The sequence below is a fragment of the Bradyrhizobium sp. 195 genome, from assembly GCF_023101665.1.
GTDB lineage: Bacteria > Pseudomonadota > Alphaproteobacteria > Rhizobiales > Xanthobacteraceae > Bradyrhizobium.
Window position 1 is genome coordinate 7,788,746 of the sequence record NZ_CP082161.1, and the last position, 24,207, is coordinate 7,812,952.

The 24,207-nt window shown below is 64.8% G+C and carries 26 protein-coding genes and 1 tRNA gene; 12 read left to right on the plus strand and 15 right to left on the minus strand.

Features of this window, described 5'->3' with window-relative positions; genetic code table 11:
• Nucleotides 1–17: 17 nt before the first annotated feature.
• Nucleotides 18–902, minus strand: coding sequence for a LysR family transcriptional regulator (locus IVB26_RS36325; protein WP_247969678.1), 885 nt, complete (start codon nt 900–902; stop codon nt 18–20).
• Nucleotides 903–1,004: 102 nt separating this feature from the next.
• Between IVB26_RS36325 and IVB26_RS36330 the strand changes: the two genes are divergently transcribed.
• From IVB26_RS36330 to IVB26_RS36340, 3 genes are read left to right on the plus strand one after another with little or no spacing between them, the layout of a single operon-like run.
• A complete protein-coding gene (locus IVB26_RS36330; protein WP_247969679.1) occupies nt 1,005–1,433 on the plus strand; it encodes a DoxX family protein in 429 nt (142 codons plus the stop codon).
• Nucleotides 1,434–1,452: 19 nt separating this feature from the next.
• Nucleotides 1,453–1,914, plus strand: coding sequence for a DsrE family protein (locus IVB26_RS36335; protein ID WP_247969680.1), 462 nt, complete (start codon nt 1,453–1,455; stop codon nt 1,912–1,914).
• Nucleotides 1,907–2,503, plus strand: a complete 597-nt coding sequence (locus IVB26_RS36340; RefSeq protein ID WP_247969681.1) for a TlpA family protein disulfide reductase — start codon at nt 1,907–1,909, stop codon at nt 2,501–2,503. The genes IVB26_RS36335 and IVB26_RS36340 overlap by 8 nt, the downstream gene beginning before the upstream one ends.
• A 6-nt stretch (nt 2,504–2,509) precedes the next feature.
• Here the strand turns inward: IVB26_RS36340 and IVB26_RS36345 are convergent, their stop codons facing one another.
• The 7 genes from IVB26_RS36345 to IVB26_RS36375 all read right to left on the minus strand — a co-directional run bounded on the left by IVB26_RS36345 (nt 2,510) and on the right by IVB26_RS36375 (nt 8,518).
• Nucleotides 2,510–3,649, minus strand: a complete 1,140-nt coding sequence (locus IVB26_RS36345; RefSeq protein ID WP_247973356.1) for an amidohydrolase/deacetylase family metallohydrolase — start codon at nt 3,647–3,649, stop codon at nt 2,510–2,512.
• Nucleotides 3,650–3,771: 122 nt separating this feature from the next.
• Nucleotides 3,772–3,848: transfer RNA gene (locus tag IVB26_RS36350), tRNA-Arg, on the minus strand.
• Between the two features lie 97 nt (nt 3,849–3,945).
• The gene (locus tag IVB26_RS36355; protein ID WP_247969682.1) at nt 3,946–4,902 is read right to left on the minus strand and encodes a tripartite tricarboxylate transporter substrate-binding protein; all 957 of its coding nucleotides are present in this window, start codon (nt 4,900–4,902) and stop codon (nt 3,946–3,948) included.
• Between the two features lie 46 nt (nt 4,903–4,948).
• Nucleotides 4,949–5,320, minus strand: a complete 372-nt coding sequence (locus IVB26_RS36360) for a dimethylsulfonioproprionate lyase family protein (RefSeq protein ID WP_247969683.1) — start codon at nt 5,318–5,320, stop codon at nt 4,949–4,951.
• Between the two features lie 19 nt (nt 5,321–5,339).
• A complete protein-coding gene (locus IVB26_RS36365; protein ID WP_247969684.1) occupies nt 5,340–6,074 on the minus strand; it encodes a hypothetical protein in 735 nt (244 codons plus the stop codon).
• Between the two features lie 266 nt (nt 6,075–6,340).
• A complete protein-coding gene (locus tag IVB26_RS36370; RefSeq protein ID WP_247969685.1) occupies nt 6,341–6,979 on the minus strand; it encodes an RraA family protein in 639 nt (212 codons plus the stop codon).
• Between the two features lie 21 nt (nt 6,980–7,000).
• On the minus strand, nt 7,001–8,518 hold the full coding sequence (locus IVB26_RS36375; RefSeq protein ID WP_247969686.1) for an AMP-binding protein: 1,518 nt from the start codon (nt 8,516–8,518) through the stop codon (nt 7,001–7,003).
• Nucleotides 8,519–8,747: 229 nt separating this feature from the next.
• Here IVB26_RS36375 and IVB26_RS36380 point away from each other — a divergent pair, with 229 nt between their 5' ends.
• The gene (locus tag IVB26_RS36380) at nt 8,748–9,368 is read left to right on the plus strand and encodes a hypothetical protein (RefSeq protein ID WP_247969687.1); all 621 of its coding nucleotides are present in this window, start codon (nt 8,748–8,750) and stop codon (nt 9,366–9,368) included.
• Nucleotides 9,369–9,591: 223 nt separating this feature from the next.
• On the opposite strand, the gene IVB26_RS36385 is transcribed toward IVB26_RS36380, so the two are convergent.
• A complete protein-coding gene (locus IVB26_RS36385; RefSeq protein ID WP_247969688.1) occupies nt 9,592–9,807 on the minus strand; it encodes a hypothetical protein in 216 nt (71 codons plus the stop codon).
• A gap of 18 nt (nt 9,808–9,825) precedes the next feature.
• Nucleotides 9,826–10,833 (minus strand): 2-dehydropantoate 2-reductase, encoded by a 1,008-nt coding sequence (locus IVB26_RS36390; RefSeq protein ID WP_247969689.1) that lies wholly within the window; start codon nt 10,831–10,833, stop codon nt 9,826–9,828.
• Between the two features lie 161 nt (nt 10,834–10,994).
• On the opposite strand from IVB26_RS36390, the gene IVB26_RS36395 reads away from it, so the two are divergent.
• Both IVB26_RS36395 and IVB26_RS36400 read left to right on the plus strand, forming a co-directional pair.
• Nucleotides 10,995–11,576 carry a YidB family protein gene (locus tag IVB26_RS36395; RefSeq protein ID WP_247969690.1) on the plus strand — a complete coding sequence of 194 codons (582 nt, stop codon included), beginning with the start codon at nt 10,995–10,997 and terminating at the stop codon, nt 11,574–11,576.
• A 42-nt stretch (nt 11,577–11,618) separates the two neighbouring features.
• Nucleotides 11,619–11,891 (plus strand): GlsB/YeaQ/YmgE family stress response membrane protein, encoded by a 273-nt coding sequence (locus IVB26_RS36400; RefSeq protein WP_247969691.1) that lies wholly within the window; start codon nt 11,619–11,621, stop codon nt 11,889–11,891.
• Nucleotides 11,892–12,018: 127 nt separating this feature from the next.
• On the opposite strand, the gene IVB26_RS36405 is transcribed toward IVB26_RS36400, so the two are convergent.
• The gene (locus IVB26_RS36405) at nt 12,019–12,804 is read right to left on the minus strand and encodes an SDR family NAD(P)-dependent oxidoreductase (protein WP_247969692.1); all 786 of its coding nucleotides are present in this window, start codon (nt 12,802–12,804) and stop codon (nt 12,019–12,021) included.
• A 261-nt stretch (nt 12,805–13,065) separates the two neighbouring features.
• Between IVB26_RS36405 and IVB26_RS36410 the strand changes: the two genes are divergently transcribed.
• Genes IVB26_RS36410 through IVB26_RS36420 form a run of 3 tightly spaced genes read left to right on the plus strand, consistent with a single transcriptional unit; the run spans nt 13,066 to nt 16,156 of the window.
• Nucleotides 13,066–14,127: an acyl-CoA dehydrogenase family protein gene (locus IVB26_RS36410; RefSeq protein WP_247969693.1), complete on the plus strand. Its 1,062-nt coding sequence runs from the start codon at nt 13,066–13,068 to the stop codon at nt 14,125–14,127.
• Between the two features lie 15 nt (nt 14,128–14,142).
• A complete protein-coding gene (locus IVB26_RS36415) occupies nt 14,143–15,303 on the plus strand; it encodes an acyl-CoA dehydrogenase family protein (RefSeq protein WP_247969694.1) in 1,161 nt (386 codons plus the stop codon).
• Nucleotides 15,304–15,343: 40 nt separating this feature from the next.
• The gene (locus IVB26_RS36420; protein WP_247006129.1) at nt 15,344–16,156 is read left to right on the plus strand and encodes an enoyl-CoA hydratase/isomerase family protein; all 813 of its coding nucleotides are present in this window, start codon (nt 15,344–15,346) and stop codon (nt 16,154–16,156) included.
• A 182-nt stretch (nt 16,157–16,338) separates the two neighbouring features.
• Here IVB26_RS36420 and IVB26_RS36425 read toward each other — a convergent pair whose 3' ends face one another.
• The 4 genes from IVB26_RS36425 to IVB26_RS36440 all read right to left on the minus strand — a co-directional run bounded on the left by IVB26_RS36425 (nt 16,339) and on the right by IVB26_RS36440 (nt 21,510).
• The gene (locus IVB26_RS36425; RefSeq protein ID WP_247969695.1) at nt 16,339–18,453 is read right to left on the minus strand and encodes an acetate--CoA ligase family protein; all 2,115 of its coding nucleotides are present in this window, start codon (nt 18,451–18,453) and stop codon (nt 16,339–16,341) included.
• Between the two features lie 177 nt (nt 18,454–18,630).
• Nucleotides 18,631–19,380 (minus strand): VOC family protein, encoded by a 750-nt coding sequence (locus IVB26_RS36430; protein ID WP_247973357.1) that lies wholly within the window; start codon nt 19,378–19,380, stop codon nt 18,631–18,633.
• Nucleotides 19,381–19,382: 2 nt separating this feature from the next.
• Nucleotides 19,383–20,171: an enoyl-CoA hydratase gene (locus IVB26_RS36435; RefSeq protein WP_247969696.1), complete on the minus strand. Its 789-nt coding sequence runs from the start codon at nt 20,169–20,171 to the stop codon at nt 19,383–19,385.
• A 133-nt stretch (nt 20,172–20,304) separates the two neighbouring features.
• Nucleotides 20,305–21,510, minus strand: coding sequence for an ABC transporter substrate-binding protein (locus IVB26_RS36440; protein WP_247969697.1), 1,206 nt, complete (start codon nt 21,508–21,510; stop codon nt 20,305–20,307).
• Between IVB26_RS36440 and IVB26_RS43060 the strand changes: the two genes are divergently transcribed.
• From IVB26_RS43060 to IVB26_RS36450, 3 genes are all read left to right on the plus strand, one after another.
• The gene (locus IVB26_RS43060) at nt 21,509–21,640 is read left to right on the plus strand and encodes a hypothetical protein (protein WP_256468899.1); all 132 of its coding nucleotides are present in this window, start codon (nt 21,509–21,511) and stop codon (nt 21,638–21,640) included. The genes IVB26_RS36440 and IVB26_RS43060 overlap by 2 nt on opposite strands.
• Nucleotides 21,641–21,777: 137 nt before the next feature.
• A complete protein-coding gene (locus IVB26_RS36445; RefSeq protein ID WP_247973358.1) occupies nt 21,778–22,629 on the plus strand; it encodes a thermonuclease family protein in 852 nt (283 codons plus the stop codon).
• Between the two features lie 32 nt (nt 22,630–22,661).
• Entirely contained in the window at nt 22,662–24,152 is a 1,491-nt protein-coding gene (locus IVB26_RS36450; protein ID WP_458309381.1) for a M48 family metalloprotease, read from the plus strand.
• Nucleotides 24,153–24,207 lie beyond the last annotated feature (55 nt).

Genomic DNA, 24,207 nt, shown 5'->3' on the forward strand with positions numbered 1-24,207 from the left:
CCGGTTGCCGTGAGCGGCTACTTCATCCGCTTGTCGGCAGCGATGAAGTCGATGAAGGTCCTCACCTTCGCGGAGAGATATTTGCGGCTCGGATAGACCGCGAACAGCTTTCCTTCGAAGATGACCTGCTCCGGCATGACGTGATCGAGACGCCCCCCGCTGATGTCCGCGGCGACCAGCCATTTCGGCAGGAAGGCGAGGCCCATACCTTCGAGCGCCGCCATGTGCAGCAGCGTCTCGTTGGCGCTGCGCAGCACCGGATCGAGCTTGATGGTCTCGGGCCCGTTCTCGCCCTCGAAGGAAAAGCTCTCGCCGGGATAAAGCGCGTAATGCAATAGCGCGTGGCCGGCGATATCGGCGAGCCTGGCCGGGCGCCCTGCGCGTTTGAGGTAGGCCGGCGCGGCGACCATGTAGAACGGAACGTTGGTGATCGGGCGCGCGATCAGCGCCTCGTCGGGCGCGGCGGTCGCGCGCAGGGCCAGGTCGAATCCCTCCTCCACGAGGTTGACCAGCCGCCCGCTGAGATCGATGTCGAGCCGCACATCCGGGTATCGCGCCTGGTAGTCCGCCAATACGCCCGCGAAGATCGTGTTCGCCATCCACACCGGCGCGGTCAGCCGCAGCGTGCCGCGCGGAACGACCGTCGCATGGCTGACGGCGGCCTCGACCTCGTCGAGCGAATCCAGCATTTGCCGCGCCTGCTCGAAATAGAGCGTGCCGCTCTCGCTCAGGCTGACGCGCCGGCTGGTCCGGTTAAGCAGCCGCGTGCCCAGCCGCTTCTCGAGCTGCATCACGTGCTTGCTCGCCATGGCGGGCGAGATGCGCAGGCGCTGCGCCGCGGTCGCAAAGCTCTTCAGCTCGGCGACCAGGCAAAACACCCTCATGCTGACCAGGGAATCCATGAGATCATCAACACCTAGGAAATGAACCTATCCCAAAACATATAATGATCAAAAATGGAGAAACCATCAAATGGTGGCAACCTCACCTCCTGGAGAACCACCATGTCTGCCACCACCCTCGAGACCCCCACCCCCGGCCGCGCCCTTCGCATCGGCCTCTGGGCCGCCCAGATCGTCCTCGCCGCCGTCTTCATCTCGGCCGGGTTCGTCAAGCTGACGACGCCAATTCCCAAGCTGGCCGCGATGATGCCATTTGCAGGCGAGTATTCCGAAACGTTCGTCCGTTCCGTCGCCCTGGTCGATCTCGCCGGTGGCATCGGCATTCTTCTGCCTGCCCTGACCCGGATCCTGCCGCGACTCACGGTGTTGGCCGCGCTGGGCTGCTCCGTGCTGCAGGTGTTCGCATTCGTCTTCCATCTCTCGCGCGGCGAAGCCGCAACGACACCGCTCAACCTCGTCCTGCTCGCGCTCAGCCTGTTCGTGCTGTGGGGACGCAACGGCAAGGCGCCGATCACTCCGCGCCAGTTCTGACCGACGGGAACGCCGCACAATGATCTCTGCCAATGGATGGTCCCGCAGGGGACTGCTCGCCGGCACCGCGATCCTCACGGCCGGCGGGACCGCCGCGGCCAAGGAGGATCGCCTTGCCGACGGCGTCGTGATCCTGATCGACAGCAACGAGCCCTATGTCATGGGGCACGCGATCAGCTACTCGGCCAACCTCTCCAAGCATTTTGCCGACAGGGGCGCGAAATTGCTGATCGAGGTCGTCGCCAACGGCAAGGGCATCGACGTCTTCCGCGCGGACAAGTCGCCGCTGGTCGAGCCGCTGGCGACGCTGCGGAAGTCGCTGCCCAACCTGACCTACAGCATGTGCGCCTCGTCCAAGGCGATCGCGGAAGCCAAGGAGCAGGTCTCAATTCCGCTGATATCGGGCGCGAGCCTCGTGCCGTTCGGTATCGGGCGCGTCGTCGATCTGCAACTCAAAGGCTGGGCCTATATTCATGCGTGAGGCGACGCTCAAAGCCGGTCCGGCGCTGTCGCGGCGATCGATCCTGATGGCCGCGCCGGCGCTTCTTGCTTCCGTGCAGGCAGGCCACGCGCAGGAAAGCTGGCCGCCGGTGTTCGAGGCCGGCCGCAGCCAGTTCACACTGGTGCGGCCGCGCGCGCCGATGCCGCAGCTCAGGCTTCAGGACCTGCACGGTCGCGATGCCGTCGTCACCGCGAAGGCGGGCCGCGTCACATTGGTGAACTTCTGGGCGACCTGGTGCGCGGCCTGCAAACTCGATCTGCCCATGCTGGCGAGCCTTGCGGGATCGCGGCCCGACCGGCTCGATATTGTCGCGATCTGCACCGACACCAAAGACCTGCGCAAGATCCGCACATTTCTCGGCGGCCTCGCGGTGCAGAATCTCGCTTGTTATGTCGATGCCTACGGCGTAGCGGCCGAAGCGTCCAAAGCGACGTTCTCCATCCTCGGCATGCCCATCACCTATCTCATCGGCACCAGCGGTCGCGTCGAAGGCTACATCACCGGTGCGCCCGACTGGCTTTCACCGGCCGGCGCGCGGCTGCTGCAATTCTATCGCGAGCAGGGTTAGCGCCGCTCAATTCGGATGCCACCAGCGGCCGCCGATGACGACGCCTTCGGACACGATCTTGCGGTCGCCGATCAGATGCTCGCCGACCACGTCCTCATAATCGAACTGGCCTTGCCTGATCGTAACAAGCGTGGCGTCGCCGACGCTGCCGGGCTTGAGGCTACCGAGCTCGGGGCGCCGCAGCGCCATCGCGGCATTGACCGTCGAGCCCGCGATCACATCGGACAGCTCCATGCCCATGCACAGGAATTTCGACATGGTCGTCACCTGGTCAAACGCGGGGCCGTCAATGCAGAGCTGGTGGATATCCGAGGAAATCGTATCCGGATAGAAGCCATTGGCGAGCATCGCGCGCGCGGTCTTGAAGGCGAACGAGCCCTTGCCGTGGCCGATGTCGAACAGCACGCCGCGCTCGCGCGCATCTAGCACGGCCTTCTTCACCGTGCCCTGCGCGGTCGCCGGCGTGTTGGGGAAGGGACGGAACGCATGGGTGAGCACGTCACCGGGACGCAGACGCGCCAGCACTTCCTCATAGCTCGGCGGCGGATGGTCGATATGCGCCATCAGGGGCATGCCGACCTCGTCGGCGACCTCGAGCGCGATGTCGAGCGGCACCGTTCCCGACGTACCCGAGGAGTGCAAACCGACGCGCACCTTGATGCCGACGATGAGATCACGGTTGGCATCGGCCACCTTGGCGGCCTCGATCGGATTCATTAGCCGCAGCTCCTCGCTCTCGCCGACCATGATCCGGTGCGAGAAGCCGAAAATGCCGGCATGCGAGACGTGCAGATAAGCGAGGATGCGGACCTGGCTCGGTTCGATCACATGCTTGCGGAAGCCCGCGAAATTGCCGGGCCCGGCGCTGCCGGTATCCACCGCCGTGGTGACGCCGGAGAGACGGCAAAATTCCTCGGCATCGATGCCGAGTGACGTGCCGCCCCAATAGACATGGGTGTGCAGATCGATCAGTCCCGGCGTCACGACGTATTTCGAGACATCGCGCACATCCGTGCCGGGATCGGCCTTGAGCCCGGTACCGATGGCGGCGACCTTGCCACCGGCGAAGGCGACATCGGTCACGGCATCGAGCTTCTGCGAGGGGTCAACCACGCGGCCGCCGCGCAGGATCAGATCGAAAGGCATCATGGTCTCCGGAGGTGTGGCGATAAGACTGCCTGCGGCAGTCAGCCTAGAAGGGAGGCCCTGCTTCTAGCAAATCTTGCGCCGAAGAGCTTGTCGCGCAGTGGCGACGGCTGATGTCAGACTGGCGATCCCGGGAAGACTCGAACTTCCGACCTACGGTTTAGGAAACCGTCGCTCTATCCGGCTGAGCTACGGGACCGCGGAACCCGCTCGTCGACGGGTTGCCTTGAGGCGTTCATATCAAAGCGGCGACGGGACCGGAAGCCCTCCGCGCCCCGATTGCGGGAGTCTACCGGCTATGCCCTGATATTATTGTCCTTCACCACCTTGCCCCAATAGGCGACCTGCTTGTCGAAGAAGGTCTTGAAGGCGGCACCGTCCTGGAGCAGCAGCGTCATGTGCTGCGTCTCCTTCAGCTGGGTGGCGGTCGCAGGTTCGCTCAGGATCTCCTTGGACGCTGCCGCGAAGGCTGCGACGATGTCCGGCGGCGTGCCTGCGGGGGCGAAGATGCCCCACCAGGCCAGCGTCTCGAAATCGGGAAAGCCCGCCTCGATCGCGGTCTGAGTATCAGGCAGGGCCGGCAGCCGCTCGCGGCCGAGCTGCAGGATTGGACGCAGCATGTTGGTGCCGAGCTGGGCGGCGACCAGCGCCGCCGATCCCGCGATGAGATCGACATGGCCACCGAGCACGTCGTTCATCGCCGGCCCGCCGCCGCGATAGGGCACGTGCATGATCTCGACGCCGGCCTTGCTGCCGAGCACGGTCATGGCGAGATGGCCGAGCGTGCCGATGCCGACGGAGGCATATTTCACCGCACCGGGCTTCGCCTTGCAGGCCGCCACGACGTCGGCAAAGCTCCTATAGGGACGGTCGGCACCGGCCGCGATCACGTAAGGCGCGGTGCCGATCAGCAGCACCGGCATCAGCTCGCGCTCGACATCCACCGGCGGCTTGTCGAGGATGGACGGAATCACGGCGTGGGAATCGAAGGTGACCAGGAAGGTCGAGCCGTCCGCCGGGCTCTTGGCGACTTGCGCCGCACCGAGCGCGCCGGCGGCGCCCGATTTGTTCTCGACCACGACGATGCGGCCAAGCCTGGTTTGCAGGTTGCTCTGCAGCAGCCGCGCCATTGCATCGGTCGAGCCGCCCGGCGGAAACGGCACCACCAGCGTGATCTTGCCGGCCTGCGCACTTGCCGGTGCCATCGCGAGGATGGCGGGCGCAGCGAGCAGCGCCCGTCGTGTGATCGTCATGGTCCCCTCCCTTTGGTTCTGCGCCCGGCTTTTGCTCTTTGGCGCTTCAAGTCGTGCCGAAACCGGACCCGGCTTTTCTGTATTCTGGCCGAGGCGGACTGAAGATGTCCAGCACCCGCGCGCCGTCGGGGCCGGCGCGCATGGTGTGCGGCACGTTGCCCGGCGTGCGCCAGAAATCGCCCTTCTTCACCGGGATCTCTTCGTCGCCCTGGACGCGGATGGCGGAGCCGTCGAGCAGCACGCCCCATTGCTCCTCGGGATGATGGTGCAGCGTGCCTCGCGCATGCGGGGCCAGCGTCACCACCGACAGCATCGCCTGCTCGCCGGAGAAGATGCGCGTCGTCACTCCCGCCGCGAGCTCGCGGAAGAGCCCGTCGCTGGCATCATCGATATTGTGAAATTCGTCCTTCTGGCTCAAGCCGTTCTCCCTTCTACGCTTATTGTGCGGCAGACTGGCTCACGACAGTCAGAAGCCGATCTTTGAACTCGCCCTTCAAGGTCACGTACACGCTGGACCAACGCCCAGCCTTGTAGTCGCAGCCGCCTTTCGGACAATAGTTTTTATCGTGATGGTCGCCACTAAGAACGCCAAACAGGGTCATTCGATTGTCCCGCATGCGAAACAAGGCGCTACCGGACGCCCCAACTTCAAACTCGCAGTTCGTTTCAAATGTCGACCAGTCCCTGACGTTGCGAACCTGACACTCCTGCATCGTCTTGTTGAACTGCCCGAATTTGTCCTTCTTTCCCATGGCTTCGATATCATAACCGACGACCGCCAGAACACGCTCCAGCTCGGCCAGAATTTCCGTCCGTTCGTAGATCTCGTAAGGCGTCACTTCCGCGGGAAACGCGAGTTTTGCGACAGCCCAATCGCTGACGACCGCTCTTGGGGCAGCATCCGCGCAGATGCCCATCCATAGCGTCGCCGATAGAGGAATGATCCGCCTCTCCGTTCCCCGATAGTACTCGAAGATGCACTTCTCGGGTGGCGTATTCGGTTTGCAAAGATCCCGAAAAGCGTGAGCCGCCGTCGTGATCACGTCGCGCGCTCCGGTGACCTGAGCGCTGCTGGCTCCGCCCGGACATCGCAGGACTCCACTCGCCGCAAAGCGCTCTCGCACCTCACCTGGAGAGAGACCGTTGGCTGTTGCGTAGGCGTCTTCGGTCATTCGTCGCTCAGTAGGGGCCGACGCGGCCTTGACCACCGGATGAGGCGGCCGCTCCAGCGAACCAATCTCGAAATTTCCAGAGATCAACAGAAGGAGAAAGCAAGGCAGGACGATCGCGTACTTCCTCGCCACTTGAATTATCTCCAGCGTCAAAAAGCATGAGACAGTTTGGTCTAAACAAGGACTATGAAATCAGTTTCGAAGCTGGCAATGGCCGACGGCTTGCGACCGACTCGGCCACCGCTTTGACTTAAGCCGCGATTGAATCAGGATTTGCCATACGACCCCTGGTAGCGGCCCTCGCGGATCGCCTTCAATGTCTCCTCCTCGCGCGCGACCTGGGCGCGGACGGCGTCCAGCAGCGCGGCGGCGCCCGCGGCAGGAAACGACACCACGCCGTCCTCGTCGCCGACGACGATGTCGCCGGGCGAGATGACGCTGCCGCCGATCGTCACAGGCACGTTGATCTCGCCGGGACCATTCTTGTAGGGACCGCGATGGATCACGGCGCGGGCATAGCAGGGAAAGTCGTCGGCCGCGAAGGCCGCGACATCGCGGATCGCGCCGTCGATGACATAACCTTCGGCTTTGCGCCATTGCGCGATGTTCTTCATGATCTCGCCGACCAACGCGCGCGTCTCGTCGCCGCCGCCATCGACCACGATGACGTCGCCGGGACCGACCAGTTCGAGCGCGCGGTGGATCGCGAGATTGTCGCCCGGTCGGGTACGCACCGTGAAGGCCGTGCCAACCAGCTTGCCGCCACGGTGATAGGGTTTCAGGCCGACCGCGCCCGGCAGCCGCGCGAGATTGTCTGAAATGACCGAGGTCGGCGCATTCCGAAAGCCCTCGATGATCTCGGCCGGCGGCTTCGGCACGCTGTTCGCTGCGATGGTGATCGTCATGTCAGTCCTTCCGGGTTTGCCTTACTCGGCGTGCGCCCGCGCCTTCGCCGGCCAAATCCGGAAGGCGCGCCCTTCCTTCAACCACGCTGCGCGCTCGTCGCGCAACAGCGTGCGGCGGACCTTGCCGGAATCATCACGCGGCGGGGCGCTGACGACCTCGAAGCTCTCGGGGTGCTTGTAGCGGCTGAGCCTGTCCTTCAGGAAGTCGGCCATGCCGTCGGCGATGGTCTGGCCATCGGCATCGCCCTCCGGCTCGATGATGACATGCACGCGCTGGCCCAATTCCGGATCGGGCAATCCCACCACCACGCAGGACCGCACGCCGGGGCAAGCGGAGACCGCGGCCTCGACCTCGGCCGGATAGATGTTGGCGCCGCCGCGCAGCACCATGTCGGCGAGGCGGTCACCGAGATAGAGATAGCCGTCCGCATCCAGCCGGCCGATGTCGCCGAGCGACTCCCAGCCATCACTGCGGCGCTTCGGCTCGGCGCCGAGATAGTGATAGGTGGCGTCCTTGCCGTCATTGTTGAGGAAATAGATCTCGCCGGTCTCACCGGGCGCGACGTCGTTGCCGTCCTCGCCGATGATGCGCAGGCGTGCCATCTCGCCGATCCTGCCGACCGAGCCCTTGTGCGTCTGCCATTCCGTGCCTGAGATGATGCAGGAGCCCTGGCGCTCGGTGCCGCCATAGAGCTCCCAGATCCGCTCGGGGCCGAGCCAGGCGATCCAGTTTTCCTTCAGCCAGGGCGGCATCGGAGCTGCCATATGGAAGACGGTCTTCAGGCTCGACAGATCGTAGGCGTTGCGCACGCTCTCCGGCAGCGCCCAGATCCGGTGCATCATGGTCGGCACGAAATTGACCCATTGCACGCGCTCGCGCTCGATCTGCCGCAACGTCTCCTCGGCATCGAACTTGACGAGACCCGTGAGCCGGCCGCCTGTGAACAGCGCGTAATGCGACACGATGAACGGCGCGTTGTGATAGAGCGGACCGGGATTGAGCAGCGAGGCGCCGACAGGCATGTTGAGCGGCGGGGCGGCGACGGTGTCGGTCACCGCCGGATGATGGTCGAGGATCACTTTCGGGCGCCCGGTCGAGCCGCCTGAGGTCATGGCTTTCCAGTAGCGTGCCACCGGCGGATTGAGCGGCTCGTCCGAAAATCCCTCCGGCACGAAATCAGCCGGCAGACGGTTCGGCGCGTTCCAGTCGGCCTCGCCGCCGACAACCAGCGCGGGCTTGAGAATGTCGAGTACGGCGGCGGCTTCGCCGCGCGGCAGCCGCCATGACAGCGAGGTCGGCGTCGCCCCGCACTTCCACACCGCGAAGGAGGTCTCGAAGAACGCGTTGCCGTTGGGCAATCCGATCGCAACGAAATCGCCGGGCTTGACGCCCTTGGCCGCGAATGCCCGCGCGCGCCGGTTGGCACCGCGCTCGAGTTCGTCCCATGTCAGCGCGTCCTGCCCATGGCGGACGGCGATCGTGCCGTGTGGTTTGCGCTCAGCGTACCAGCGCGGCACGTCGGACAGGGGAAGCAACATCAGGTGTTTCCATTTCGTTTTCTTGGCGTCGCCTCGGATGAGGCGCTCGCGGGGCGGAGTGTAGCAGCCGGTCAGCGCGACGCTGTGACTCCTGCGCCACGTCAAGCACAAAATGTCAGCATCGCAGCCATGAATTTCCCGGGTTCCATGGGTGACAAGCCGGCGATAAAGAGGCAAAAATCTGGCTCGACTCAGTTCGGGTTGAGTTTGCAGGGAATGCTCTCGTAGAATGTTGTCCGTGATTGCATTGCGTCGTGCGGCGCTGCTTCTCGTTGCAGCAGGATGTCTTCTGCTGACGCTACCGCATGCGCAGGCGCAATGGTGGAAGCGCGCGCCGGTCGACTTCGAGGAATGCGCCGACGCAGCCGAGAAGGCCGCGACCAAGGCCGAGAAGACATCTGCGCTTGCCAACTGCAACGCCAAGTTTGCCGGCCGCCGCAAGCCAGGCGGAGGCTATTCCTATTACGACTTCCTGCAGGATCGCACCTTCGACATCGCCGGGCCTAACCCGACGCCGGAGGAGCAGAAGAAGATCGACGAAGCCTATACCGCCTATCTCGCCAAAGAGCGGCGCATTAATGAAGCCGCCCAGGCAACCGCGCGCCAACAGCGCGAGCAGCAGGAGCAACAGGCGCGGCAACTGGAGCAGGTCGCATTGCGAACCGACGTCGAGCGCGTGCCTATCCCCGCCGAGCGGCCGAAGGTGCAGCAGACCGCCGGCCAGCGGCCGAAGGGCGCCACCTGCACCAAGGGCTCGTTCTCCTGCGAATGGCCGCGGCTATCGGAAAGCTTGAACGATCTGAAGAAGCTGTTCAACCCGACCCCGAGTAAGCCGGCGAAGAAGAGCTGAAGTAGCGGCTGTCATTGCGAGATGACCGTAGGGTGGGCAAAGGCGCAAAGCGCCGTGCCCACCATTCATTTATGATTGAGAGAGGTGGGCACGCTTCGCTTTGCCCACCCTACAAGCCGTCATTGCGAGCGCAGCGAAGCGATCCAGAGTCTTTCCGCGGCGGGATTCTGGATTGCTTCGTTGCGCTCGCAATGACGAGTTGGATGGAGATCAGCTCCCACCCTCACTTCGTGCGCTTCTTCTTACCGTGCTTCGGTTTGGCCACCGGCACATCCGCCGGCGCCGTTACCGTCGGCGAGCTGCCCAACTGCGACCGGCTCTCCTGCAATCGCCTATCATAACCGGGAGAGTTGATGACCGTCGGCGGCCTCGCGTGAGCGAGCGTCGATGCGCCGCAGAACGCGGCAAGCGCGAGCCCGATTACAAAACCACGCTTCATCACGTTCCTCCCTCGCACTCAAGCCACGCCTCGGATCTGCGGCGGCGTCAGCCGCGGCGGTCCGTTGCCGGCCGCCTCGGCTTGCTTGATCAGCGCAACAATGCGGCGCATCAGCGGCACGTCGACATGGTTTTGCTCGGCGAGCGCGATGACCGCGCCCTGGAGATAGTCGATCTCGGTCTTGCGGCCCTGTTTCAGGTCCTGCCACATCGAGGAGCGCGCCTCGGGATCGATCTTCATGGTCCGTCCCAGGATCGCGTTGAAGATCAGGTCGGGCAGCCGCAGTAAGGCGGGCGTCCAGTTCATCGGGATCGGCGTCGCCGAGACCGGCGCGATACCTTCGGCCTTCAGCGCGGCGAGCCCCTCGGCCATCTGGTCCGCGAACAGCCTGCGCCAGTCGCGGTTGGCCAGTTGCGCGGCAAGCGGCATGTCGGACAACGCGCTGAGCGCATTGTTCAGATTGATGATCAGCTTGCCCCATTGCACGCCGGTGATATCACCGCTTGCGCGCATGGTAAGGCCGGGCACCGAGAGCGCCGCCGACGTGTTCTCGGCATCCTCGCCGATATGGATGTCGCCGGAGGTCGAGCGATGGAAGCGCCCCTCACCCATCGCAATCACGTTGAACGGCACCATGCCGGCGAGCACGCGGCGGCGGCCGAGCCGCTCGCGCAGCACCGCGACATTGCCGACGCCGTTCTGAAGCGAGACGATGACGGCATCCTCGGGCGCATGCCGTGCGATCTGGTCCGCGACATCGGCGGTATCGGCGCTCTTCACCGTGACCAGCACGATGCCGGCACTGTGGAAGATCGAAGGATCCTCCGACAGCGCGAGCTGGCCCGCACCGAGCTTCTTCTCGGAGCCGTCGAAATCGGTCAGCCGCAGGCCGAACCGCTCGATCTCGGTCTTCACCCGCGGCCGCACCAGCAGCGCGACGCGGCGGCCCGCGGCCGCCAGCATGCCGCCGACGAAGCAGCCGATGGCACCCGCGCCGGCCAACACGATCGGTCGATCCGTCATCACCTGGCCTTGCTCCCTGAACGACCCGTCCTCGATAGCAGAGGCGAGACCGGCTGCCCATCACGTCGCATCCGCCTTGTAACCGTCATGAGAGGCTCATATGTTTTTGCGCCGGGGCAGTCAGCGGCGAGCGCTCGCCGAACGACACGCCAAAGGAGAGCACCATGGGTCTACTCGACGTCCTCAACGGCATGCAGAACGGCCCCCGCGGCCCCTCTACGCCGAGCTCCGAGAAATCCTCCGGCGGCATGTCGCCGATGACCATGGCGCTGCTTGGCCTGCTCGCTTGGAAGGCGTTCAAGCACATGACCGCGAACCAGTCCGGCACCGCGCCGCAACCGTCGCCGACGCCCGCCCCTCCGCCGGTGAACGTGAACACCGCGGACAGCGGCGGTCTTGGCGGTCTCGGAGGCCTGCTCAAGGGCGGGCTCGGCGGCTTGCTCGCCGGCGGCGCGGCCGGAACAGTGCTTAGCGGCGGGCTCGGCGATCTCCTCAACCAGCTCCAGCAGGGCGGCCATGGCGATGCCGCGAATTCCTGGGTCGGCAAGGGCGAGAACAAGGCCATCGCGCCCGGCGATCTCGCGAACGCACTCGGCGCCGATCAGATCGAGAGCCTGTCAGCCCAGAGCGGCCTGTCGCGCGACGAATTGCTCAACGGGCTCAGCCAATATCTGCCGCAGGTGATCGACCATTTGACGCCGGACGGACGGCTGCCAACCGAGAACGAGATCTCGGGCAGACTTTAATCGTACTTTGATCGACGCGCTTTCGGGAAGGGGAGCACACTCATGAGCATGGGCGGCCTGTTGTGGATCATCGTCGTCGGCTTCGTCGCCGGCCTCATCGCGCGCTGGCTGGCGCCGGGACCGAATAACCCGAGCGGCTTCATCCTCACCACCATCCTCGGCATCGCCGGCGCATTCCTGGCGACCTTCGTCGGCCAGGCGATCGGTCACTACAGTCCTGACCAGGGTGCGGGCTTCATCATGGCCACAATTGGCGCAGTGGCGGTGCTGTTCATCTGGCACCGGCTTGTGGCGAGCGGCGTGATCAAGGGGTAGCGATATAGGCCGTTGGCACGCTGCCGCCCCACGCGACGTCATTGCGAGGAGCTCTTGCGACGAAGCAATCCAGGGTGTCTCCGCGGAGAGATTCCTGGATAGCTTCGCTGCGCTCGCAATGACGAGTTCACGTAATCAAATGCATCCCTGCATCCATGCGAACGACCTCGCCGGTCATGTTGCTGGAGGCCGGCATCGCCAGGAAGCTGACGAGCTGCGCGATGTCCTCCGCTGATGATGCGACCTTCAGCGGAACCTTCGCCACCACGCTGTCGCGCACCTGCTTGGCGCCGGCTTCGCCGCGGCCCTTGGTGAACCAGGGCGTGTCGATATAGCCGGGGCAGACCGTGTTGACGCGGATCAGCGGCGCCAGCGCGCGCGACAACGACAGCGTCATGGTGTTGAGCGCGCCCTTGCTCGCGGCGTAGGCGATCGACGAGCCGACGCCGCTGATGCCGGCGACCGAGGATATGTTGACCACGGCGGAGGGCCTCCCCGACGCCTTCGCGCCCGCCTCGAGCAGGCTGCGCGCAGCACGTACCATCTGGAACGGGCCGATGGTGTTGACACCGTAAAGGCGCTGGAAATCTTCAGCCGACAAGCCGTCGAGATCGGCGTGAGCGACATGCTTGGTGGTGCCGGCATTGTTGACGAGGATGTCGAGCCGGCCCCAGCCGCTGGCGGCCGCGACGATCTTGCGGCAATCCTCGTCCTTGGAAACGTCGCCCTGCGCGACGAGGACTTCCGCAGCGCCGGCCTTGCGGCAGAGCTCTGCCGTGGCCTCGGCCTCCTTCTGGCTCGACGAATAGTTGATGACGAGCCGCGCCCCGCTGCGCGCAAGAATTTCCGCGGTCGCAGCGCCAAGGCCCGAGGCAGACCCCGTCACGATTGCACACAAGCTGTCTTTGGCCATCCGGATTTCCTTCCCCTGGTTCTGATGCAAGCCTTGAAAAGAGCTGACCTTGTTTAGCGAGTTTGCCGCGCCCTGCAAATCGAGCAAACTCCGCTAAGCGGAATTAGCCCCTGTCGGCTCTTCGCCCATGCCTGCGCCGCAGGTTGACCTGCGATCAACGCTTGTCAGGGCCATGGCTTTTTCGGATCATCGGGCGCAAGAAGACCTGCGCGGTTCGCTCAACCAGGCGGGACGCGCCAATGGCAAAACACGGGGAACGCTGTGGCGGAGAGTGACAACATCGTCGTCGAGACCGCGGAGAAGATCTTCGCCGATCTTGCCGATCCGCAAGAGATCAACAACGACAAGAATTCCTGGCAGGGGCCGCTGTGGCAGGCGCTGAGCGAAGCCGGCCTGCCATTGTCCTGGGTGCCCGATGATCTCGGCGGCTCCGGCGCGAGCTTGGCCGATGGCTTTGCGCTGCTGAACGCCGCCGGCCGCTTCGCCGTGGCGGTTCCCCTGGCCGAGACCATGCTGGCGGGCTGGCTGCTGGCGCAGGCGAAGATCGCCTCGCCCGAGGGCGAGATGACGGTCCTGCCGGCATCGCCGAAGGATCGCATCACCCTGGATGCCGACGGTTCACTCTCCGGCCGCGCCCGCGGCGTACCTTTTGCGAAGGCGGCCAAGCATTTTGCCGTGCTCGCACATGGCAAGGACGGCGTCTCGATCGCGCTGGTCGACGCCGCCAAGGCGCGGGTCGAGGCGGGGCTCAATGTCGGCTACGACCACAGCGACACCGTGACCCTGGACAAGGTGCAGCCCGTCACGCTCAAGGCCGCACCGAAGGGCTTTGACCAGACCACAATGATGCTGATGGGCGGCGTTGCGCGCAGCCTGCAGATTGCGGGCGCGCTGGAATCGATGCTCGACATCTCCGTGCGCTATTCCAACGAGCGCGTCGCCTTCGAGAAGAAGATCTCGAAATTCCAGGCGGTGCAGCACAATCTGGCGCGCCTCGCCGGTGAATCCGCCGCGGCCCTTGCGGCTGCAACCTCTGCGGCCGACGCCATCGCGAACGCGACGAGTTTTGACGACGAGGTCTATCTCGAAGCCGCCTCCGCAAAGATCCGCTGCGCGGAAGCCGCGGAAAAGGGCGGCGCCATCGCGCATCAAGTTCACGGCGCGATCGGCTTCACGCTTGAGCACATCCTGCACCGCTATTCGCTGCGGGCGCTGGCCTGGCGCGACGATTTCGGCTCGGAGAGCCACTGGGCCGTCGAGCTCGGCAAGCTGGTCGCAAACCGCGGCGCCGACGAATTGTGGCCGCTCGTGGCGTCGCGCTGATCAGGGAGAGAAACCATGACCGCTGCCCTACGTTTCGATCCGATCCGGCTGCCCGAAAAGTGCGAGCAATTGCGCAAGGAAGTGCGCGCCTTCCTCGCCGAGGAGATCGCCGCCGGCACTTTCGATCCGCACAAGCCCAACCGCGAGGACACCGACGCGCCGGAATTCTCCCGCCGGGTCGGCGCCAAGGGCTGGCTGGGCATGACCTGGCCCAAGAAATATGGCGGCCAGGAGCGCTCCTTCCTCGAACGCTACGTGGTGACCGAAGAGATGCGCGTCGCCAACGCGCCGACGCGGCGCTTCTTCGTCGCCGACCGCCAGAGCGGGCCGGTGCTGATCAAATACGCGCCCGAGCATATCAAGATGGAGATCCTGCCGCGGATCTGCCGCGGCGAGATCTGCTTTGCGATCGGCATGAGCGAGCCGAATTCCGGCTCGGACCTGTTCGCCGCGAAGACCCGCGCGACCAAGACCGACGGCGGCTATCTCGTCAACGGCACCAAGATCTGGACCTCGTCGGCGCACATCGCCGACTACATGATCGCGATCTTCCGGACGTCACAGCCGACCAAGGAAAACCGCCGTCATGGCCTGACCCAGTTCCTGGTCAAGATGAAGCAGCCGGGCATCCAGGTGAACCCGATCGGCCAGATCACCGGCCAGTACGAGTTCAACGAGGTCGTCTTCACCGACTTCTTCGTCCCCGACGATCACGTGCTCGGCGAGGTCGACGGCGCCTGGAAGCAGGCGACGAGCGAGCTCGCCTATGAGCGTTCGGGTCCCGAGCGTTTCCTCGAAACCTATTACGTGCTGACCGAGCTCGTGCGCGCGGTCGGCCCCAACCCGGATACGCGCAGCGCCGAAGGCATCGGCCGCCTCGTCGCGCAGCTCCACACCATGCGGCGCATGTCGGTCTCCGTGGCCGGGATGCTGGAAGCCGGCAAGGAGCCGGTGGTCGAGGCGTCCATCGTCAAGGACATCGGCACGGTGTGGGAGCAGCAGCTGCCGCACCGCGTGCGCGATCTCGCCGCCTTCGTCGAGGAGACCGCGACCAACCGCGAGACGCTGGAGCGGCAACTCGACTTCGCCATCAAGACCGCACCGAAACTCACCATCCAGGGCGGCACCACCGAGGTGCTGCGCGGCATCATCGCCCGCGGACTTGGGCTGCGCTAGTCGCGCGGACTTGGTTTGCGCTAATCAATCGAGGACTATCATGAGCACTTACAAAGATATCGGCGTCGAGAAAGTCGGGCACGTCGGCACCATCGAGATTCGGCGCCCGCCGCTGAACTTCTTCGACATCTCGCTGATCAACCAGATCGCGGACGCGCTCGACGAATTCGACCGCGACATCGAGATCCGGGCCTCGGTGCTGTCGGCACAGGGCAAGGCGTTCTGCGCCGGCGCCAACTTCCAGGACCCGGCGCGTCAGGCGCAAGAGGCGCGCGAAGCCGACAAGAAGGGCGACCCGGCCGACAGCCTCGGGGCGATCAACCATCTCTACATCCAGGCCGTGCGTATTTTCCGCGCCAAGAAGCCGATCGTTGCGGCCGTACAGGGTGCCGCCATCGGCGGTGGGTTGGGCCTCGCCGTCTCCGCCGATTTCCGCGTCACCTGCCCCGAGGCGCGCTTCTCCGCGAACTTTACAAAACTCGGCTTCCATCCCGGCTTCGGCCTGACAACGACGCTGCCGGAGCTGATCGGCAAGAACAACGCCGAACTGATGTTCTACACCAGCCGCCGCGTCACTGGCGAGGAAGCGGTCAAATGGGGCCTCGCCAATGAGCTGGTGCCGCAGGACCAGGTCAAGGCGGCCGCGATGAAGCTCGCCGGCGAGATCGCCGAATGCTCCCCGCTCGGCCTGCTCTCAACCCGCGCCACGATGCGTGCGGGATTGGCTGATCGCGTCATGGCCGCCACCAATCACGAGCTCGCCGAACAGACCAGGCTACGCGCGACGGAAGATTTTAAGGAAGGCGTCAAGGCCACGGAAGAACGGCGCGCGGCGAATTTTAGGGGACGGTAGTCGACGTATTGCGCTGACGCTCCGGCACTCTGGCTGTCGTCCCCGCGAACGCGGGGACCCATAACCCCAGGGAGAAGTTGTGTCGCAAGCTGATAACTCCGAGTCTTCGCCAAACCACTCCCTGTGGTTATGGGTCCCGGGTTCGCTTCGCGCCCCGGGACGACAACGGTGCTTGCGGCCAGCTACTTCCGCCCCACCACCAGCGCATCGACGATCGTCGCACCCCGCCCCTCCGGGTGCACCAGCACCGGGTTGAGCTCGATCTCCGCGATCTCGCCAGCATGTCGGGCGGCAAGCACTGAGATATCCGCGATCAGCTGCGCCAGTGCCGCGACATCCGCCTTCGCGGCTCCGCGAAAGCCGTTCAGCAGCGGCGCCGCCTTCAAGCCCGCCAGCATCGCACCGGCCTCGTCCGCACTCACCGGCGCCGGACGATAGACCACGTCCCGAAACAGCTCCGTCGTGATGCCGCCGAGGCCCACCATCACCATCGGACCAAAGGTCTCATCCGTCATCGTGCCCACGATGATCTCGACGCCCTTCGGCGCCATCGGCCCGACCAGTACGCCCTGAATGTCCGCCTCGGGCCGATGCTTGCGCACATTGTCCAGCAGGGCCTCAAATGCCAGAAACACCTCGCCCTTGGTGGTGATGTTGACGCGCACGCCGCCGACTTCGCTCTTGTGAGCAATATCCGGCGACTGGATCTTCATCGCCAGGGGGAAGCCGACACGAGCGACCGCCTCGTCGAGCTCGCTCTTGTCCTTCACCAGCACTTCGTCCGGCAGCGTGAGGCCCGCGGCGCGGAGAAATGTCTTGCTGTCGGCCTCGGACAGGACCGGCGACTTCAGATGCGCGGAGAGATCGCGCGCCGGCAGCCGCGCGACGTCCGAAGGCGGCGGCAGCTTGAAACTGGCGCAGTCGACGAGCTGCCGCATCGCGACGCCGACATGGGTAAGGCCCGTGAGCACCACGGCGCCGGATTTGGCGAGCTCACGGCGCGCGAAGTCGGATGGCACCGTGTAGGAATAGAACATTACCGGCTTGCGCTGCGCGGCCAGCACTGGTTTCAATTCCTCTTCCTTGAACGGCTTGCGCACCTCGCTCGACAGCGACAGCACGACCAGGATCGCATCGACCTCGTCGGAGGCGGTGAGCACGTCGACGCTCTTCTGCAGGCCGCCGGAGGTGACGCCCTGCGCGGTGACGTCGATCGGATTGCGCGCCGTGCCATAGGACGGCATCAACTGCTTGATCCCCGCCTGGATCGGTTCGGATAGCTCCGGCACCTGCAAGCCTTGCAGCGCCACGGCATCGGCGCCCCATATGCCAGCGCCGCCGGAGACGGTGACGACGGCAACGCGATCGCCCTTCGGCAGCGGATTGCTGGCAAGCAGCGCCGCGATCGTCAGCGCCTCATCGAGATCGTTGGAGACGATGAAGCCGTGTTTCGCAAACACCGCATCATAGGCCGCCGACCAGCCGGTCATGCTCGCGGTATGCGAGGCCGCCGCGCGCTGACCTGCGCCGGATCGGCCGACCTTGGTCACGATGACGGGCTTCTTCAGCTCGGCCGCGAGCCGGGCGGCGGCCAGAAACCTTTCGACGTCGCGGATGCCTTCGATGAACAGCAGGATCACATCGGTCGAAGTATCCTGCACCAGATAATCCAGGAACTCGCCAGCGCCGAGATCGGATTCATTGCCGGCGCTGACGACATAACTGACGGCGAGGCCGAGTGCCCGCGCGCGATGATAATAGGCAAAGCCGATACCGCCGCTCTGCGCGACGATGCCGATCCGCCTCGTCGTCGCAACGAGCGGCACCACGCCGGGCTTGACATCGACGGCGGGACTGAAGGTCGCCGCCACGCGATGCACCTGGCTGAAGAAGCCCTCGGCGTTCGGTCCGGAAACCCGCATGCCGGTGCGCTTCGCCAGCGCCGCGATCGCATCCTGCATCGCCGCGCTGTCGCCGCCCTCCTCGGCAAAGCCGGAGGATATGATGACAGCGTTCTTGACGCCGGCGGCAGCGCATTGCTCGAGCGCGGCCAGCACGGCGCGGGCCGGGATGACGATGACGGCGAGGTCGATGGGCGCCCCGATCTCTGCGATCGATTTGTAGCAGGCGAGCCCGTCGATATCCGCGTAGTTCGGGTTCACCGGGTAGATCTTTCCGGGATACTCGTTCTTGCGCAGCATAGACAGCAGCCGGCCCGGAATCTTCTCGTGATCGCGCGAGGCGCCGATCAGCGCAATGCTGGCGGGAGCGAAGAAGCTGTCGAGCGGATGCGGCATGTTGAAACCCTGCTCTTATGGTTACCCGTCATCCTGAGGCGCCGGAGCGAAGCGGAGGCCTCGAAGGATGCACGGCCACCAGCTGGGCCGTTCATCCTTCGAGGCTCCCCACGCGGTGCGTTGCACCGCGTGCCTCGCACCTCAGGATGACGGATTGAGAGCTACGAAGGCAAGGGGTCAAGCAGCAAGCCGGAACGTCACCCCACCCAGCAGAAATTCGTTTCCGGCCACCGCAAGTCCTCTGGCCTTGGCGGCATGCAGCACCTGAGCCACGTCAGTCACCCGAAACTCCAGCGCGCTCATGATCTCGCTGGCGCCCTTCACGAAGCGGAAGGTCGCATTGGGCAGCTTCAATTCGGCGCCGCTCGGCGCAACGCCGATGATCTTGCCCCAATGCTCCGCGAGGCCTTGCGGGTCCGGGCTCTGCATCTCCACGCCAGCAAGTGCCTGCGTCACGTCCTTGCGGATGCACCCCTGCCAATCCGGTCCTGCCGGCGGGTACGGCGCCAAGATGTCGTCGCTGCCTTCGGTGTGATTGAACTCGATGAAGGCGGCGCGGCAGTCGCGGGGGTGGAGCTGCACGCCGTGATAGGGCGCGTGGTCGATGACGTTGGCGGTGCGCACGCCCATCGCATTGGCGTTGCGCCCGCGCTCGTCGGGATCGTTACAGCAGAAGATCGCCATATAGCCGCCGCGGCCGCCGGTCTTCTCGATAAAGCGGCCGGCCGTGGTGCCGTCCTTGAAGGGCGCAACCACTTCCAGCAAGATCGTGTCGACCGGAAGCAGCGCGTTCTCCAGGCCGTATTTGGCGACATTGCCGTCGCGATAGCAGACGGAAAGGCCCATGATCTCCGCGATGTCGGAGACGACCGGCGCGAGCTGCGGCGCGACCAGGCAGATCTGTCGCAGCCGCATATAGGGCGCCATCGTCATGCGCCCCTGAACGTCGGCTTGCGCTTCTCCACGAAGGCCTTTGCGGCCTCCTTGTGGTCTTCGGTGTCGCCGCAGCGGGTGTGATGGATCGCCTCGCCGTCGAAGCAGTCCTCCAGCGCGAGATGCTCGGCATTGTTGATGTTGCGCTTGATGAAGCCAAGTGCGATCGAGGGCCCTTGCGCCAGCGACAGTGCGAGCTCGTGGGCGGCGGCGTCGATCTCGGCTTCGGGAACGACCTTGGTCACCATGCCGATCGCATGCGCCTCTTTCGCACTCAGCACCGGCGACATCAGATAGAGCTCGCGCGCCCGCGCGCTGCCGAGCAGCTGGGTGAGGAAATAGGTGCCGCCGTAATCGCCGGAGAAGCCGACTTTCGCGAAGGCCGTCGTGATCTTGCAGGATTCGGAGGCGATGCGCAGGTCGCAGGACAGCGCCATCGACAGGCCCGCGCCGGCCGCGGCGCCGTCGAGCTGCGCCACCACGGGTTTAGGCATCTGGTGCAGGATGCGCGAGACCTCCATGCCGCGGCGGAGGCTCGCAAGCTTCTGCTCGAACGGCAGGGGCGCACGGCCTGCCGCCATCGACTTGACGTCGCCGCCGACGCAGAACGATCCGCCGGCGCCCTTGAACAGCACTGCCCGCACCTCGGGATCGTCGGCCGCGCGACGCGCAGCTTCGACCAATCCTGCGACCATCTCGGGGTTGAGCGCATTCTTCCGCTCGGGGCGGTTCATGGTGATGGTGAGCAGCCCGCCTTCGAGCTTTTGCAGGACCATGTCGTTCATGGGACGTCTCCCTTGTTGCTATTTGACCGGGCTATCACCACGCCGTCATTGCGAGGAGCGAAGCGACGAAGCAATCCAGGCTGTCTCTATGGAAACATCTCTGGATTGCTTCGCTTCGCTCGCAATGACGATCCTATTTCTTCACCAGCGGGCAGCGCGACTGGTCTAGCGACTGGAACGCCTCGCTGCCGGGCACGGTGGCGAGCAGCTTGTAATCGTCCCAGCGGCCCTTGGACTCCGACGGCTTCTTAACTTCGAACAGATACATGTCGTGGATCATGCGGCCGTCCTCGCGGATCTTGCCACCCTTGGCGAAGAAATCGTTGATCGGCGTTTCCTTCATCACCTTCATCACGGTGGCCGCGTCGGTCGTCCCGGCCGCTTTCACCGCCTTCAGGTAATGCGTCACGGAGGAATAGACGCCGGCCTGCGCCGAGGTCGGCGGCCGCTTCACACGCTCCTGGAAGCGCTTCGAGAAGGCGCGCGTTTCGTCGTTCATGTCCCAGTAGAACGCTTCGGCCAGCAGCAGGCCCTGCGCGGTCTCGAGCCCGATCGAATCGATGTCGGTGACGAAGGCGAGCAGTGGCGACACTTTCTGGCCGCCCTTCATGATGCCGAATTCCGCCGACTGCTTGATGGCGTTGACGGTATCGCCGCCGGCATTGGCCAGACCGATCACCTTGGCCTTGGAAGCCTGCGCCTGCAGCAGGAACGACGAGAAATCCGACGTGTTGAGCGGATGGCGCACGCTGCCGAGCACCTTGCCGCCGGTCTTGGTCACGACGTTGCTGGTGTCCTTCTCCAAATCCTGGCCGAAGGCGTAATCGGCGGTGAGGAAGTACCAGGTGTCGAGGCCCGACTTCACCGCGGCAAGGCCGGTCACGTTGGCCTGACCGAACGTGTCGAACACGTAGTGCACGGTATAGGGGCCGCAGGCTTCGTTGGTGAGACGGATCGAGCCCGGGCCGTTGAAGATGACGATCTTGTTGCGCGCCTTGGCGATCTCGCCGGCGGCAAGCGCAGTCGCGGAGGCCGCGACGTCGTAGATCATCTCGACGCCCTGGTTGTCGAGCATGTCGCGGGCGATGTTGGCGGAGAGATCGGCCTTGTTTTGATGGTCGGCCGCGAGCACCTGGATCTTGCGCCCGAGCACCTCGCCGCCAAAATCCTCGACAGCCATCTTGGCCGCGGTTTCGCTGCCGGGGCCGGTGATGTCGGCATAGAGGCTCGACATGTCCAAGATGCCGCCGATCTTCAGCGGCGGCTTGTCCTCGGCCTGCACAGCGCTCGCGCTGAGAGCAAACGCGGCGGCAAAAATGCCGGACAAAACATGCTTCATGGAAATCGACCTCCCTTTATCGCGCCGTACTCTGATGGCGGCTTGGTTATTGCTCTTGGTTATTGCAGTTGCCGCAATCATGCCGCATGCGCAAGAGCGCAGCAAGCGCGAGTGCGATGCAGATGAATGATCATTGCGCGCTTTCCGCAAAGCGGAATAGTGAGAGGACGCAAGATGTCTCCGCATCGTCATTGCGAGGAGCTCTTGCGACGAAGCAATCCAGAGTCCTTCCGCGGAGATGGTCTGGATTGCTTCGCTACGCTCGCAATGACGGAGCGTGAGGAAACCTCTTCGCGACCCACTACGCTTGAGTTAAGCTTCACTCGCAACGCAACCTCTCCGGGTCACGTGACGCGACCGCTTCATCTCATCGTCGCATTCTTGATTGCCACGGCTAACACCGCGCTCGCGGCGCCGTGCCAGTTCGAGTCCCAAGGCGAAGGCCGCGTCGCGGCCATCGTCGATGCGCGCAGCGTCCGCCTCGATGACGGCCGCGAGATCCGTCTCGCCGGCATAGAACCAACCGCGACCACGAAGCAGGCGCTGGCAGCGCTGCTCGCCGGCCGTGACGTGACACTCCGCGGCACCGACGACACGCCCGACCGCTACGGCCGCCAGGGCGCGCTGGTCTTCATCAGCGAAAGCGACACCTCGGTGCAGGCCATGCTACTCTCCCAGGGCGACGCTATGGTCTCCGCCGAGATCACGGACAAGGACTGCGCGGCCGCCCTGATGGCGTCGGAGGCCGCAGCACGGCGCCAAAAAAAGGGCAGCTGGGCTGACCCGTCGGCCATAAAAAACGCGGAAAGTCCGGACGATATTTTGGCGGGGATCGGGCGGTTTATGGTGGTCGAGGGCAAAGTCCTGTCCGTCCGGCAAGCTGGGGCAATGACCTACCTCAACTTCGGACGGAACTGGACACGCGGCTTTGCCGCGACTATTTCAAAGCGCACGCTACCGGCGTTTGAAAACGCTGGCATCACACTTAAGTCCTTGGAAAGTAAACGTATTCGAGTCCGGGGCTGGGTCGAGGGGAATACGGGGCCGCGGATCGATGTGCGTCTCTTGGGACAGGTTGAATTGCTGGGCGCAAACGAGCCTACTGGGGTAAGGCCTTAACGGCCAGGCACGGGTTAAGCGACGTGAATGGGGTGCTAGAACGGCACGTACGGAACGAACGCCGCCGCCTGCGGGCGGCGCCGGCCGCGCTATGCCTCGTGCTGGGTACGGCGCTTGCGGGCTGCGGCGACATGAACCGGTTCCAGACCGCGGCTACCCCAGCCACGGTCGCGATGCCGAAGCCGAAGCCGGCCGTCGCCCAGACCCCCGCCACCGAGAAGGAGCACGAGCGCATCCTGGCGAGCTATGGCGGCACCTATGATGACCCCAGGCTCGAATCACTCGTCAGCAAGACCGTCGATCGCCTTGTCGCCGCCTCCGACCGTCCCGACCAGGGCTACAAGGTCACCATCCTCAATTCCGGCGCGGTGAACGCCTTCGCGCTGCCGAACGGCCAGCTCTATGTCACGCGGGGTCTGCTTGCGCTTGCGAGCGATACGTCGGAATTGTCCTCCGTGCTCAGCCACGAGATGGCGCACGTGCTGTCCAAGCACGCCGCGATGCGCGAGGACCAGGCGCGCCAGGCCGCGATCGTCACCCGCGTCGTCACCGACATGAGCAACGATCCCGATCTCACCGCGCTGGCGCTCGCCAAGACCAAGCTCACCATGGCGAGCTTTTCGCGCAAGCAGGAGTTCGAAGCCGACGGCATCGGCGTCGGAATTTCCGCCAAGGCGCATTTCGACCCGTATGGTGCGGCACGGTTCCTGTCGGCGATGGAGCGCAATGCCGAGCTGAAGGCCGGCAAGAACTCGCTCGATCCGCGCGCACAGGATTTCACCTCGTCGCATCCGGCGACGCCGGAGCGCGTGCAGAACGCGCAGACCATTGCGCGGCAATATACGGCCCCGGAGGGCGCCGAGCGCGACCGCGAGACCTATCTCGCCGCGATCGACAACCTCGTCTACGGCGAAGACCCCAGTGAAGGTTTCGTGCGCGGCCGCCGATTCCTGCATCCGAAGCTCGGCTTCACCTTCCAGGCGCCGGACAATTTCACGCTCGACAACACCGCCCAGGCCGTGATCGGCGTGCGCGAGGGCGGCGCGCAGGCGATGCGTTTCGACGTGGTGCGCGTGCCGGCCGAGCAGTCGCTCGGCGACTACCTCAATTCCGGCTGGATGGAGGGCGTCGAGAAGGCGTCGACCGAGGACATCACCATCAATGGCTTCCCGGCCGCGTCCGCCACCGCCAAGGGCGACCAGTGGCAGTTCAAGGTCTATGCGCTGCGCTTCGGCAGCGATGTCTATCGCTTCATCTTCGCGACACGGCAGAAGTCGACCGAGAGCGAGCGCAACGCGCGCGAGACCGTCAATTCATTCCGCCGCCTGACGCTCGACGAGATCCAGGCCGCGCGTCCGCTGCGCATCAAGGTCATCACCGTGCAGCCCGGTGACACCGTGGAGTCGCTGTCCCACCGCATGGCCGGCGTCGATCACCCCGCCGAGCGCTTTCGCGTGCTGAACGGCCTCGATCGCACCGCGCAGGTGAAGGTGCGTGACCGCGTGAAGATCGTGGCGGATTGACGTGCGCTAAGCGCACGTCATCCCGTGGCGCGCTTAGCGTGAACCCGGGATCTCG

What these genes read in the sequence shown, in the direction of transcription:
- IVB26_RS36375 (WP_247969686.1), bottom strand. Translation starts at nt 8,518, where the DNA reads ATGTTGCTTCCCCTGTCCGACGTGCCGCGCTGGTACGCTGAGCGCAAA.
- IVB26_RS36340 (WP_247969681.1), top strand. Translation starts at nt 1,907, where the DNA reads ATGCGTGAGGCGACGCTCAAAGCCGGTCCGGCGCTGTCGCGGCGATCG.
- IVB26_RS36335 (WP_247969680.1), top strand. Translation starts at nt 1,453, where the DNA reads ATGATCTCTGCCAATGGATGGTCCCGCAGGGGACTGCTCGCCGGCACC.
- IVB26_RS36430 (WP_247973357.1), bottom strand. Translation starts at nt 19,380, where the DNA reads ATGGCGCCCTATATGCGGCTGCGACAGATCTGCCTGGTCGCGCCGCAG.
- IVB26_RS36400 (WP_247969691.1), top strand. Translation starts at nt 11,619, where the DNA reads ATGAGCATGGGCGGCCTGTTGTGGATCATCGTCGTCGGCTTCGTCGCC.
- IVB26_RS36365 (WP_247969684.1), bottom strand. Translation starts at nt 6,074, where the DNA reads ATGACCGAAGACGCCTACGCAACAGCCAACGGTCTCTCTCCAGGTGAG.
- IVB26_RS36380 (WP_247969687.1), top strand. Translation starts at nt 8,748, where the DNA reads ATGTTGTCCGTGATTGCATTGCGTCGTGCGGCGCTGCTTCTCGTTGCA.
- IVB26_RS36325 (WP_247969678.1), bottom strand. Translation starts at nt 902, where the DNA reads ATGGATTCCCTGGTCAGCATGAGGGTGTTTTGCCTGGTCGCCGAGCTG.
- IVB26_RS36385 (WP_247969688.1), bottom strand. Translation starts at nt 9,807, where the DNA reads ATGAAGCGTGGTTTTGTAATCGGGCTCGCGCTTGCCGCGTTCTGCGGC.
- IVB26_RS36395 (WP_247969690.1), top strand. Translation starts at nt 10,995, where the DNA reads ATGGGTCTACTCGACGTCCTCAACGGCATGCAGAACGGCCCCCGCGGC.
- IVB26_RS43060 (WP_256468899.1), top strand. Translation starts at nt 21,509, where the DNA reads ATGGAAATCGACCTCCCTTTATCGCGCCGTACTCTGATGGCGGCTTGG.
- IVB26_RS36425 (WP_247969695.1), bottom strand. Translation starts at nt 18,453, where the DNA reads ATGCCGCATCCGCTCGACAGCTTCTTCGCTCCCGCCAGCATTGCGCTG.
- IVB26_RS36405 (WP_247969692.1), bottom strand. Translation starts at nt 12,804, where the DNA reads ATGGCCAAAGACAGCTTGTGTGCAATCGTGACGGGGTCTGCCTCGGGC.
- IVB26_RS36440 (WP_247969697.1), bottom strand. Translation starts at nt 21,510, where the DNA reads ATGAAGCATGTTTTGTCCGGCATTTTTGCCGCCGCGTTTGCTCTCAGC.
- IVB26_RS36435 (WP_247969696.1), bottom strand. Translation starts at nt 20,171, where the DNA reads ATGAACGACATGGTCCTGCAAAAGCTCGAAGGCGGGCTGCTCACCATC.
- IVB26_RS36445 (WP_247973358.1), top strand. Translation starts at nt 21,778, where the DNA reads ATGACGGAGCGTGAGGAAACCTCTTCGCGACCCACTACGCTTGAGTTA.
- IVB26_RS36345 (WP_247973356.1), bottom strand. Translation starts at nt 3,649, where the DNA reads ATGCCTTTCGATCTGATCCTGCGCGGCGGCCGCGTGGTTGACCCCTCG.
- IVB26_RS36355 (WP_247969682.1), bottom strand. Translation starts at nt 4,902, where the DNA reads ATGACGATCACACGACGGGCGCTGCTCGCTGCGCCCGCCATCCTCGCG.
- IVB26_RS36330 (WP_247969679.1), top strand. Translation starts at nt 1,005, where the DNA reads ATGTCTGCCACCACCCTCGAGACCCCCACCCCCGGCCGCGCCCTTCGC.
- IVB26_RS36420 (WP_247006129.1), top strand. Translation starts at nt 15,344, where the DNA reads ATGAGCACTTACAAAGATATCGGCGTCGAGAAAGTCGGGCACGTCGGC.
- IVB26_RS36415 (WP_247969694.1), top strand. Translation starts at nt 14,143, where the DNA reads ATGACCGCTGCCCTACGTTTCGATCCGATCCGGCTGCCCGAAAAGTGC.
- IVB26_RS36370 (WP_247969685.1), bottom strand. Translation starts at nt 6,979, where the DNA reads ATGACGATCACCATCGCAGCGAACAGCGTGCCGAAGCCGCCGGCCGAG.